This window comes from Thalassococcus sp. BH17M4-6 (assembly GCF_049323015.1).
GTDB lineage: Bacteria > Pseudomonadota > Alphaproteobacteria > Rhodobacterales > Rhodobacteraceae > Puniceibacterium.
Genome location: NZ_JBMPGU010000011.1, coordinates 1 through 12,437, shown reverse-complemented (window position 1 = coordinate 12,437; position 12,437 = coordinate 1). Strand labels below are relative to the sequence as shown.

Genomic DNA, 12,437 nt, shown 5'->3' with positions numbered 1-12,437 from the left:
TCAGAAGTGGTTCGCGGGGATCTTGAAATAGTTGCGCCCGTCGGCCTCTGGCGCTGGCAGACGACCGCCGCGCAGGTTGACCTGCAGCGCGTGCAGCATCCGGTCGGGCAGGGCGAGGGTCGCGTCGCGTTCGTCGCGCAGCTTGCAATACGCGGCCTCGGAAACGCCGCCGCCGACATGCGGGTTGTGTGCACGGTGATCGGCGACCGATGCCTCCCACGCCGGATCGGTGCGGTCGTCGACCGGCGGATAGTCGTGCCCGACGAAAAGCCGGGTGTCGTCCGGCAGGCTGAGCAGGCGTTGCAAGGAGGCATAAAGCTCTGCCGACGACCCGCCGGGGAAATCGGCACGGGTGGTGCCCACGTCCACGTGCATGAAGGTGTCGTGCACAAAGGCGGCATCCCCGATCAGATAGGTCACCGACCCCAGCGTGTGACCGGGCGACAGGATCACCTGCACCTCAAGCGATCCCAGCGCGAACCGGTCGCCATCTGCAAAGAGGCGATCAAAGTCGCGGTCGGGATCGAAGGCGCCCGGCAGGTGATAGATATCCTCCCACAGCGCCGCGATCTCGCGGACCTTTTCACCGATGCCGGTGGGTGCGCCAGTCTGCTCCTTCAGCCAGGCCTGCGCCATCATGTGGTCGGCATGCGGATGGGTGTCGAGGATCCACTCCACGCTCAGACCTTCGCTTGCGATGAAATCCAGCGCTGTCTGCGCGCTGTCCGTCGCGGTCGCGGCGCTGCGCGGATCAAAGTCCAGAACCGTGTCGATCAATGCCGCCTTGCCGGTGGCGGGGTCGCTGGCGACGTATTGAACCGATCCGGTGGCCTTGTCGTAAAATCCGTCGACCCTGGGCGAGTTGGGGCCCCGGGACGGGCTGGTGCGGGTGAACATGGCGACCTCCGTTTTCGCTGCAATCAAATTCAGATAATGGAATATAAGTGAAGGTCAAGGGTCAGGCGGCGGCGATATCTTCGCGACAGCGGGCGATCATGTAATCGCTGAACAGGCGGACCTTGGGGTCGCGGAACCGGCGAGACGGGCTGAGGCAGGCCAGTTGCGTGGCATAGGGCGGCGTTGCCTCGGCCACCGGCACCAGCGCGCCGCTTTGCAGGTGGTCTGCGACCTCGAACCGGGGTTTCATGACGATGCCGCACCCCGCCAGCGCCCAGTCGGTCAGCACGTCACCGTCGTCGCATTCGACGGGCCCCGAAATTTCATACCGGCGCGGTCCGTCATCGGTTTGCAGGGTCCATTGAAATTCGCGCGCCCCGGGAAACCGCAGGTTCAGGCAATCGTGCCCGTCGCGGACAAGCGCCGCCCCGTCGGCGGGCAAGCCGCGCCGCGCGACATAGGCGGGCGAGGCAAGCAGCAGACGCGGACAATCCGCGATCATCCGCACCTTGAGGTCCGAGTCCGACAGCGGCCCCAGATGGAATGCAAGGTCGAGCCCTTCGGCGGTCACATCGACCACCCGGTCCGACAGCCGCAGGCGGATGTTGATTTCGGGATATTGGGCGCGAAACTCCGGGATCGCCGGGGCGATGATCCGGCGACCGACCACCAGCGGCGCCGACACGAAGAGCGTGCCGCGCGGGGTCTTCGCCGCCTCCATCACCGATGCCTCGGCCGAGGTGATCGCGTCGACGATGGCGCGCGCGCCGTCATAGAAAAGCTGACCATGCTCTGTCGGGTGCAGCGCGCGGGTGGTTCGGTTGAAAAGCCGCACCCCCAGGTGTTTCTCAAGCTCCGCGATGCGGCTTGACGCGACCGCGGGCGACGTGCGCTGGTCCCGTGCCGCCGCCGACATGCTGCCCAATTCATAGACACGCAGGAACATGCGGATGTTGTTTACGTAGGCCATGATGATTTATCGGCGCTTTTTGAAAGTGCTTGGGCTTTTGCAGGATTAACAAACAAGTGCCCGCCCGTATAGCGTAGTCGCAACTGCGGAAGGGGAGCATGCAATGTACGATCTGGCGGCAATGGGGGCGTGGCTGGAATTTGCCGTGCGGTGGGTGCACGTGATCACCGCCATCGCCTGGATCGGCTCATCCTTCTACTTCATCGCGCTCGACCTTGGCCTGCACCGCGACCGCAACCTCGCGTCGGGCGCGGATGGCGAGGAATGGCAGGTGCACGGCGGCGGGTTCTATCATATCCAGAAGTACCTTGTCGCACCGGACCACATGCCCGGCGGGCTGATCTGGCATAAATGGCAAAGCTATTCGACCTGGCTGTCGGGCTTTGCCCTGTTGTTCCTGGTCTATTACCTGGGCGCGGAATTTTATCTGATCGACCCTGCGGTGATGGCGCTGGCGCAGTGGCAGGCGGTGCTGATTTCGCTGGCGTCGCTAGGGTTTGGCTGGGTGGTCTACAACCAGCTTTGCAAGTGGTTCGTCGACGCTGACCAGACCGTGCTGATGGTCGCACTGTTCGCCGTGCTGGTGGCGATGGCCTATTTCTACACCTCGGTCTTCTCGGGCCGCGCGGCGCTGCTGCACCTTGGCGCCTTCACCGCGACGATCATGTCGGGCAACGTCTTCTTCATCATCATCCCCAACCAGAAGATCGTCGTGGATGATCTGATGAACGGCCGCACGCCGGATGCGAAATATGGCAAGATCGCCAAGCAGCGGTCGACCCATAACAACTATCTGACTCTGCCGGTGATCTTCCTGATGCTCAGCAATCATTATCCGTTGGCCTTTGCGTCGCAGTACAACTGGCTGATCGCGTCGCTGGTGTTCCTGATGGGCGTGACGATCCGGCACTATTTCAATTCGATGCACGCCCGCAAAGGTGAACCGACCTGGACCTGGGCCGCCACCGCGATCCTGTTCCTGATCATCATGTGGCTCAGCACCGCGCCGATGTTCCGCGGCGATGACGCGGACATGGCCAGTGGCCCGGGGCAGCGCTTTGCCCAGGCCGAAGGGTTCGATCATGTGCAGGATATCGTCATGGGCCGCTGTTCGATGTGCCATGCGGCGGAACCGTTCTGGGACGGAATCCTCTGGGCGCCCAAGGGCGTGCGGCTCGACACGCCCGGGCAGATCGTGGCCAATGCAAGCGCCATCTACCTGCAGGCGGGGCTGACACACGCGATGCCACCCGCCAACGTGAGCTACATCGAAGAGGACGAGCGCGCGGCGATCCGTGCCTGGTATGCCGCCGCAACAGGCGGCTAAGCCCACCTAGCGATGGGTGAGCGATACCGGCGTGAACCAGGCGCGGGCGAACTGCGCGCCATAAACGGCTTCGATGGTTTCATAGGTGATCAGCGGAACGGGCATGTTCGTCTCCTTTGGTGTGATCCGACGTCGATCAATAGCTAACGCAATAATCGTAAATATCCACTAATACGAATGAACTATTGTTGCGCCTGAAATCTGGCGTGAGTTTCGCGGCCCAAGGTCGACCCAAAGCGAAATCTGCCGTTTCAGAATCGGGACCACCCTGCTAGGTCTTGGGGTATGAATACGCACGCCCCCAATATGCGCCCCCAGATCCGACAACTGGATGATGCCGCCGTCAACCGGATCGCCGCGGGCGAGGTGGTGGAACGGCCTGCGTCAGCGGTGAAGGAACTGGTGGAAAACGCCATCGACGCGGGTGCGCGGCGCGTCAGCGTCGATATCGCCGATGGGGGCAAGACCCTGATCCGGGTCACCGATGATGGCTGTGGCATGACCGCCGAGGATCTTCCCCTGGCGCTGTCGCGACATGCCACCTCCAAGATCGACGGCGCCGATCTGCTCAACATCCACTCCTTCGGCTTTCGGGGCGAGGCGCTGCCGTCGTTGGGCGCGGTCGGTCGGCTCAGGATCTGCAGCCGTGCGCAGGGCGCGCCCGCCTGCGAAATCGCGGTCGATGGCGGCACGATCGGCAAGGTTCGGCCCGCCGCGCTGAGCACCGGCACGGTGGTGACGCTGCGCGATCTCTTCTACGCCACGCCCGCGCGGCTGAAATTCCTGCGCACCGACCGGGCCGAAACCCAGGCCGTGGGCGAGGTGATGCGCCGTCTGGCCATGGCCGAACCTGCGGTCGGCTTCACCCTGCGCGACGTGTCGGGCGGCGGCGAGGGTCGCGTGACCTTTCGCGCCGATCCGGTGACCGGCGATCTTTTCGACGCGCTGCGCGGACGGCTGGGGCAGGTCATGGGGCGCGAATTCGTCGACAACGCGCTGGCCATCGATGCAGAGCGTGAGGGCGTCCGGCTGACCGGCCTTGCGGCCCTGCCGACCTACTCGCGCGGCTCGGCCGTTGCGCAGCATCTTTTCGTCAACGGTCGGCCCGTAAAGGACAAGCTGCTGATCGGAGCGTTGCGCGGCGCCTATGCGGATTTCCTGAGCCGCGACAGGCATCCTGCGGTGGCCCTTTTCGTCGATTGCGATCCGCACCGGGTCGACGTCAACGTGCATCCGGCAAAATCCGAGGTGCGGTTCCGCGATCCGGGGATCGTGCGCGGGCTGATCGTCTCGGCCTTGCGCCATGCTTTGGCCGAGGCCGGGCATCGCGCGTCCAGCACCCTGGCAGATGCGACGCTGGGCGCGTTGCGTCCTGAACCGACCGGCGCGCGTGTCTACCAGATGGACCGGCCCGGACCCGCGGCGCGGCAGATGGCCCATGCCGCACAGGCGCCGGGGTTTGCCGATCTGCCGCAGAGCTTCAGCGGGCGGGTGGTCGAGCCGGTCGAGGAAAGCCCGCAAGGGCTTGAGGAGACGGCCCACCCGCTGGGCGCGGCCCGGGGCCAGGTGCATGAAAACTACATCATCGCCCAGACCGAAGACGGGGTTGTGATTGTCGATCAGCACGCCGCACATGAACGGCTCGTCTATGAAAAGCTCAAACGCCAGATGGCCGACACCGGCGTTGCGGCGCAGGCGCTGCTGATCCCCGAAATCGTCGAACTCAGCGCCGACGACCAGGCCCGGCTGCTCGACATCTCGGACGATCTTTACCGCATCGGGCTGGGCATCGAACCCTTCGGCGGATCGGCCATCGCGGTGCGCGAAACCCCCGCGATACTGGGGCCGGTCAATGCCGAAGCGCTGCTGCGCGATGTGCTGGACGAACTGGCCGACCAGGGATCAAGCGCGCTGGTGCAGGAAAAGCTCGATGCGATCCTCAGCCGCGTCGCCTGCCACGGCTCCATCCGGTCGGGCCGGGTCATGCGCGCGGAAGAGATGAACGCCCTCCTGCGCGAGATGGAGGCGACGCCGCATTCCGGGCAGTGCAACCACGGGCGGCCCACCTATGTGGAGCTGAAACTCAGCGACATCGAAAGACTGTTTGGGCGCACATGATCACCATCGGAGACACCGCGATTGACCTGAACGATCCCGCGACGATGCTGGCGCTGGCGGGCATGGCGGCGTTGCTGCTCGTGCTCTTGCTGCTGATCCTGTCGCTGCGGGCGACGGCGCGGGCGGCGCGGATGGCCGAACCGCTGGCGGCGCAGATCGGCCAGCTGGGGCAGACGGTCAAAGGCCTGGGCGACGGCCAGGAACGGCTGGCGGGCGGCCTGCACCACGTGAGCGAGGCGCAGGCCAAAAGCCAGACCGCCATGCTGCAGCTGATGGAGCAGCGTCTGGCGCAAGTGCAATCCCAGATGACCGAGAACCTGCACGGTTCGGCCCGGCGTACCGCGCAATCCCTGGGCGATCTGCAACAGCGGTTGGAAAGCATCGACAAGGCCCAGGCCAATATCACCAAGCTTTCGGGCGACGTGCTGTCGTTGCAGGACATCCTGTCGAACAAGCAGACCCGCGGCGCCTTTGGCGAGATCCAGCTGACCGATATCGTCGGCAAGGCGCTGCCCAAGGACAGTTATACTCTGCAGGCGACGCTGTCGAACAGCCGCCGGGCCGATTGCCTCATTCACCTGCCGAACCCGCCGGGGCCGATCTGCATCGACAGCAAGTTCCCGCTCGAGGCCTATGAACAGCTGCGCCGGGCCGAAACGCAGGACCAGTTGAACCGCGCCGCGCAGGCCCTGCGGCTGGCGGTGCGCAAGCACATCAAGGATATCGCCGAGCGCTATATCATCGACGGCGAGACCGCCGACGGGGCGCTGATGTTCCTGCCGTCCGAGGCGGTCTATGCCGAACTGCACGCGAATTTTCCCGAGATCGTGCGCGACGGCTTTGCCGCCCGGGTCTGGATCGTGTCGCCCACCACCTGCATGGCCACGCTCAACACCATGCGCGCGATCCTCAAGGATGCACGCATGCAGGAACAGGCCGGCGCGATTCGCCGTGAACTGGGGCTGCTTTACGCCGATGTGGACCGGCTGGGCAGCCGGGTGGAGAATCTCGACCGGCACTTCGGACAGGCGTCCAAGGACATCGCCGAGATCAAGATCAGCGCCGACAAGGCCGGTCGGCGCGCGCGCAGACTGGACAATTTCGACTTCGAAGAGCTCGAAGCCAGCGACGAGTCGCGCGTCGTGCCCCTGAGCAAACCCGTCAACTGACCGCGCCGCCGCGCGGTCGTTTTGCCAGAGATTCCTGTCCTTTACTTGCATTCCATGCGTCACACATGCTCTGCTTGTGAAAAGGGAGGAATCTATCAGTTGTCAGAGTGCGGCCTGGAAAACGCTTAGCGTTAAACTAATTTGCTATGCGCGTGGCGCAGACAGGCTATGCATGTGTGGACCTGCCATAGGGTCACCCCCCGTGTTAGGCCGTGCCAAACCGCTTGATCGTAAGATTTCTTCTGCCGGAACCGGCGCCGAAATGAATATGGTTTACCGTTGAACCAATCCGCGCTCCGTATGGGCGCACCGCGACGAAGGGAAGAGGGCCCATGAAAGACAGTCAGAACGATGTAGATCCTGTTGAGTCTGCCGAGTGGCAGGAGGCGATTGAGGATGTGATTATGCGCGACGGTCCTGACCGCGCGCATTTTTTGTTGGACAAGGCGGTTCAGCAGGCGCGTGCTGCGGGTGCGTTGCTGCCGTTTTCGGCCACGACGCCCTATCAGAACACGATTTCGCCGGATGACGAGGTCGACATGCCGGGCGATTACGAGACCGAGTGGCGGATCCGGACGATCAACCGCTGGAACGCGATGGCGACGGTTGTGCGGCGCAACAAGGAGAGCAGCGAATACGGCGGGCATATCGCGTCCTTTGCCTCTTCGGCGGCGCTTTACGATGTGGGGCTGAACCATTTCTGGCGTTCCAAATCGGCCATGCACGGCGGCGATCTGGTGTTTTTCCAGGGCCATGTGGTGCCGGGCATCTACGCGCGGTCGTTCATGGAAGGGCGGATCAGCCAGGAAGAGCTGGAACAGTTCCGGTCCGAAGTGGGCGGCGGCGGGCTGTCGTCCTATCCGCATCCCTGGCTGATGCCGGATTACTGGCAGTTCCCGACCGTTTCGATGGGGCTGGGGCCGCTGATGGCGATCTACCAGGCGCGGTTCATGAAATACATGCACAACCGCGGTCACATCGACATGGCCGACCGCAAGGTCTGGTGTTTCCTGGGCGACGGCGAGATGGACGAACCCGAAAGCCTGGGCGCGCTCAGCCTTGCGGCGCGCGAGGGGCTCGACAACCTGATCTTCGTGGTCAACTGCAACCTGCAGCGGCTTGACGGGCCGGTGCGCGGCAACTCCAAGATCGTGCAGGAGCTTGAGGGCGCGTTCCGCGGCGCCGGCTGGGACGTGATCAAGCTGCTGTGGGGCCGCGGCTGGGACGAGCTGCTGGAAAAGGACACCAGCGGCAAGCTGCGCCAGCTGATGGATGAAACCATCGACGGCGATTACCAGACGTTCAAATCCAAGGACGGGGCCTATATCCGCGAGCATTTCTTTGGCAAATACCCCGAGACGGCCGAGCTGGTCGCCGACTGGACGGATGATCAGATCTGGGCGCTGCGGCGCGGCGGGCATGACCCCAAGAAGGTCTACAACGCCTTTTTGCGCGCCACCCGGACCGAGGGCCAGCCGACCTGCCTGCTGATCAAGACGGTCAAGGGCTACGGCATGGGCACCGCGGGCGAGGGGCAGAACACCACCCACCAGCAGAAGAAGATGCAGGAGGACCAGCTGCGCGCCATGCGCGACCGGTTCAAGATCCCGGTCGACGACGCGGATATCAAGAACGCGCCCTTCGTCAGCCTGAACAACGCGCAGAAGGCCTATATGACCGAACGCCGCAAGGAGCTGGGCGGCGCGTTCCCCAAGCGCGAGTGGCGCGATGCGCCGAAGCTGGAAATTCCGGCGCTGAGCGCGTTCAAGGGCCAGCTGGAATCGACCGGCGACCGCGAGATCTCGACCACGATGGCGTTTGTGCGCATCCTGACCACGCTCTTGCGGGACAAGAAGGTGGGCAAGAACGTCGTGCCGATCGTGCCGGACGAGAGCCGCACCTTCGGGATGGAGGGTCTGTTCCGGTCGGCGGGCATCTACAACCCGCTGGGGCAGAACTACACGCCCCAGGATGCCGACCAGATGATGTTCTACAAGGAAAGCAAGGACGGCCAGGTCCTGCAGGAGGGCATCAACGAAGCCGGCGCCATGGCCGACTGGATCGCGGCGGCGACCTCTTACAGCACCCACGGCGTGCCGATGATCCCGTTCTACATCTATTACTCGATGTTCGGCTTCCAGCGGATCGGCGATCTGGCCTGGGCGGCGGGCGACAGCCGCGCGCGCGGCTTCATGCTGGGCGGCACGGCGGGGCGCACGACGCTGAACGGCGAGGGTCTGCAGCACGAGGACGGGCACAGCCACGTCCTGGCCAGCACCATCCCGAACTGCATCAGCTATGACCCGACCTTCAGCTACGAGGTCGCGGTGATCGTGCAGCACGGGTTGCAGCGGATGTTTGTCGATCAGGAGGATGTGTTCTTCTACCTGACCCTGATGAACGAGAACTATCAGCACCCCGAAATGCCGACGGGCGCCGAAGAGGGCATCGTCAAGGGCCTCTACCGGATGCGCAAGACCGCCAAGCCCGCGAAGAAGCACGTGAACCTGATGGGGTCGGGCACGATCCTGATGCAGGCGATCAAGGCCGCCGACATGCTGAAAGAGGACTTCGGCGTCACTTCGGACATCTGGTCGGCGACCAGCCTGAACGAGCTGGCGCGCGACGGGCAGGACTGTCTGCGGCACAACCGGCTCAACCCCATCGCCGAAGAGCGCGTGCCCTATGTCACGCAGCTTCTGGACGGGGTGAAGGGGCCGGTGATCTGCGCCACGGACTACATCAAGACCTACGGCGAACAGATCCGTGCCTTCGTGCCGGGGCGGTTCACGGTTCTGGGCACCGACGGCTTTGGCCGCTCGGACAGCCGGGTGAACCTGCGGCGCTTCTTCGAGGTGGATGCCAACCACATCGCGGCGGCCGCCATGGTGGATCTGTATCGCGAGGGCACGGTGTCCGAGAAGGACCTCGAAAAAGCCCTTTCCAAATATGACATCGACGGCGGCAAGCCGAACCCGCGCCTGGTCTGAGAACGCGGAACGAGGAGACAGAAAAGATGACAACAGACGTGAAAGTCCCCGATATCGGCGATTTTAGTGATGTGCCGGTGGTCAGCATTCTTGTGGCCGTGGGCGACACGGTGGCGAAAGAGGATGCGCTGATCGAGCTTGAGAGCGACAAGGCGACGATGGAAGTGCCGTCGCCCGCCGCCGGGACGGTCAAGGAGATCAAGGTCAGCGAAGGCGACACCGTGTCCGAGGGCACCGTGATCATGGTCTTCGAGGAGGCCGAAGGCGGCGGCGACGCGCCCGCCAAGGAAGACAAGAAAGAGGCGCCGAAGGACGAGGCCCCGAAAGAGCAGGCCGCCAAGTCCGAGGCCCCGAAGTCCGAGGCCTCCTCTGCGCCGGTGACCGACGCGGGCTTTTCCAAGGTCCATGCCAGCCCGTCGGTGCGCGCCTATGCCCGCCGGGTCGAGGTGGATCTGAACAAGGTCAACGGATCGGGCCGCAAGGGCCGCATCCTGCGCGAGGACGTGGAAAAGGCGCTCAAGTCCCAGGTCGCTCCGGCGGCGGCGGGCGGCGGTGCCGTCTCGGGCGGCATGGGCATCCCGCCGATCCCGGCGGTGGACTTCTCGAAGTTCGGGCCCGTCGAAGAGGTGGAAATGTCCCGGATCAAGAAGATCTCGGGCCCCGCGCTGCACCGGTCCTGGCTCAACATCCCGCATGTCACCCACAATGACGAGGCGGACATCACCGAGCTCGACAAGTACCGCAAGGAGATGGACACCCAGGCCAAGGAGGACGGCTACCGCGTGACGCTGCTGTCCTTCGTGATCAAGGCCAGCGTGTCGGCGCTCAAGCAGCATTGGGAGTTCAACAGCTCGATCCACCCCGATGGCGACAAGCTGATCAGGAAGGACTTCTACAACATCGGCTTCGCGGCGGACACGCCCAACGGCCTGATGGTGCCGGTGATCAAGGATGCCGACCGCAAGGGGCTGGTGGAGATCTCGAAAGAGCTGATGAGCCTCAGCAAGGCCGCCCGCGATGGCGAGCTGAAGTCCAAGGACATGCAGGGCGCCACCTTCACGATCTCGTCGCTGGGCGGGATCGGCGGCACCTCCTTCACGCCCATCGTCAACGCGCCCGAAGTGGCGATCCTGGGCCTGACGCGGTCCAAGATGGCGCCGGTCTGGAACGGCGAGGAGTTTGCGCCGCGGCTGATGCAGCCGCTGTCGCTGAGCTATGACCACCGCGCGGTGGACGGGGCGCTTGCCGCACGCTTCTGCGTGACGCTCAAGACGCTGCTCGGCGACATGCGCAAGTTGATGTGGTGAGGGGATAGAGATGGATATCAAGGTACCTGACATTGGCGACTTCACCGATGTGCCGGTCGTTTCGATCCTCGTGTCGGTCGGTGACACCGTCGAAAAGGAAGACGCGCTGATCGAGCTTGAAAGCGACAAGGCGACGATGGAAGTGCCGTCGCCCGCCGCCGGGACGGTCAAGGAGATCAAGGTCAGCGAAGGCGACACCGTGTCCGAGGGATCGGTCATCATGGTGTTCGAAGGCGCCGACGCCGATGACGGCAAGGCCGAGGAGGCGCCGAAAGGGGCCGATGAGGCGCCCAGGGAAGCCCCGAAATCCGTGGCCGCCTCGGGCACCGCGTCGGGCAAGGGCGATGTGCATGGCGAGGTTGTCGTTCTGGGCTCCGGCCCCGGCGGCTACACCGCGGCCTTCCGTGCGGCGGATCTGGGCAAGAGCGTCGTGCTCATTGAAAAGTACCCCTCCCTGGGCGGTGTCTGCCTCAACGTCGGCTGTATCCCGTCCAAGGCGCTCTTGCACGTGGCCAAGGTCATCACCGAGGCCGAGGAGATGGGCAGCCACGGCATCAGCTTCGGCAAGCCCAAGATCAAGCTCGACGATCTGCGCGACTTCAAGGACGGCGTCGTCAACCAGCTGACCGGGGGGCTTTCCGGGCTCGCCAAGGCGCGCAAGGTGCAGGTCGTGCAGGGCTATGGCAAGTTCACCGGCCCCAACATGATCGAGGTCGAGGGCGATGACGGCACCAAGACCGTCAGCTTCGACCAGTGCATCATCGCCGCCGGGTCCGAGCCGGTGGAGCTGCCCTTCATCCCGCATGACGACGAGCGGGTGATCGACAGCACCGGCGCGCTCGAACTCAAGGACATCCCGAAACGGATGCTGGTTCTGGGCGGCGGCATCATCGGTCTGGAAATGGCCTGCGTCTACGACGCGCTGGGGTCCAAGGTCACGGTCGTCGAACTGATGGACCAGATCATTCCCGGCGCCGACAAGGACGTGGTCAAGCCGCTGATGACCCGGATCAAGGGCCGGTACGAGAACATCCTGCTCAAGACCAAGGTCAAGAACGTCGAGGCCCAGAAAGGCGGGCTCAAGGTGACGTTCGAGGACGACAAGGGCGAAGAATCCACCGACACGTTCGACAAGGTGCTGGTGGCCGTGGGCCGCAAGCCCAACGGCAAGCTGATCGACGCCGAGGCGGCGGGGGTCGCTGTGGACGACCGCGGCTTTATCGCCGTGGACAACCAGCAGCGCACCGGTGTCAGCCATATCTTCGCCATCGGCGACGTCGTGGGCCAGCCGATGCTGGCGCACAAGGCGGTGCACGAAGGCAAGGTCGCGGCCGAGGTCTGTGCCGGTGAAAAGCGGTTCTTCGACGCGAAGCTCATCCCGTCGGTCGCCTATACCGACCCCGAGGTCGCCTGGTGCGGGCTCACCGAAACCGAGGCCAAGGCCCAGGGCGTCAAATACGAAAAAGGCGTCTTCCCCTGGGCCGCATCGGGGCGGTCCCTGTCCAACGGCCGCAGCGAAGGCATGACAAAGCTCCTCTTCGACCCCGAGGATGACCGCGTCATCGGCTGCTGCATCGTCGGCACCAACGCGGGCGACCTGATCTCGGAGGCCGCGCTGGCCATCGAAATGGGCGCCGACGCCGTCGACCTCGGACACAC

The 12,437-nt window shown here is 64.3% G+C and carries 8 protein-coding genes; 6 read left to right on the top strand and 2 right to left on the bottom strand.

Annotation, left to right across the window (positions count from 1 at the left end; translation table 11 throughout):
- Together ACOXXX_RS15375 and ACOXXX_RS15370 are read right to left on the bottom strand one after the other, a co-directional pair.
- A complete protein-coding gene (locus ACOXXX_RS15375) occupies positions 1 to 897 on the bottom strand; it encodes an MBL fold metallo-hydrolase (RefSeq protein ID WP_422827489.1) in 897 nt (298 codons plus the stop codon).
- A 61-nt stretch (positions 898 to 958) separates the two neighbouring features.
- Positions 959 to 1,867 (bottom strand): LysR substrate-binding domain-containing protein, encoded by a 909-nt coding sequence (locus ACOXXX_RS15370; RefSeq protein ID WP_422827488.1) that lies wholly within the window; start codon positions 1,865 to 1,867, stop codon positions 959 to 961.
- Positions 1,868 to 1,970: 103 nt separating this feature from the next.
- On the opposite strand from ACOXXX_RS15370, the gene ACOXXX_RS15365 reads away from it, so the two are divergent.
- The 6 genes from ACOXXX_RS15365 to lpdA all read left to right on the top strand — a co-directional run.
- Complete coding sequence (locus ACOXXX_RS15365; RefSeq protein WP_422827487.1) at positions 1,971 to 3,194, top strand: urate hydroxylase PuuD; 1,224 nt, start codon at positions 1,971 to 1,973, stop codon at positions 3,192 to 3,194.
- A gap of 306 nt (positions 3,195 to 3,500) precedes the next feature.
- On the top strand, positions 3,501 to 5,312 hold the full coding sequence (gene mutL / locus ACOXXX_RS15360; RefSeq protein WP_422827486.1) for a DNA mismatch repair endonuclease MutL: 1,812 nt from the start codon (positions 3,501 to 3,503) through the stop codon (positions 5,310 to 5,312).
- Complete coding sequence (locus ACOXXX_RS15355) at positions 5,309 to 6,481, top strand: DNA recombination protein RmuC (protein ID WP_422827485.1); 1,173 nt, start codon at positions 5,309 to 5,311, stop codon at positions 6,479 to 6,481. The genes mutL and ACOXXX_RS15355 overlap by 4 nt, the downstream gene beginning before the upstream one ends.
- A 332-nt stretch (positions 6,482 to 6,813) precedes the next feature.
- Entirely contained in the window at positions 6,814 to 9,471 is a 2,658-nt protein-coding gene (gene aceE / locus ACOXXX_RS15350) for a pyruvate dehydrogenase (acetyl-transferring), homodimeric type (RefSeq protein ID WP_422827484.1), read from the top strand.
- A gap of 26 nt (positions 9,472 to 9,497) precedes the next feature.
- On the top strand, positions 9,498 to 10,778 hold the full coding sequence (gene aceF / locus ACOXXX_RS15345) for a dihydrolipoyllysine-residue acetyltransferase (protein WP_422827483.1): 1,281 nt from the start codon (positions 9,498 to 9,500) through the stop codon (positions 10,776 to 10,778).
- 10 nt (positions 10,779 to 10,788) lie between these two features.
- Positions 10,789 to 12,437: dihydrolipoyl dehydrogenase (gene lpdA, locus ACOXXX_RS15340; RefSeq protein WP_422827482.1), on the top strand; the 1,649-nt coding region annotated here is incomplete at its 3' end.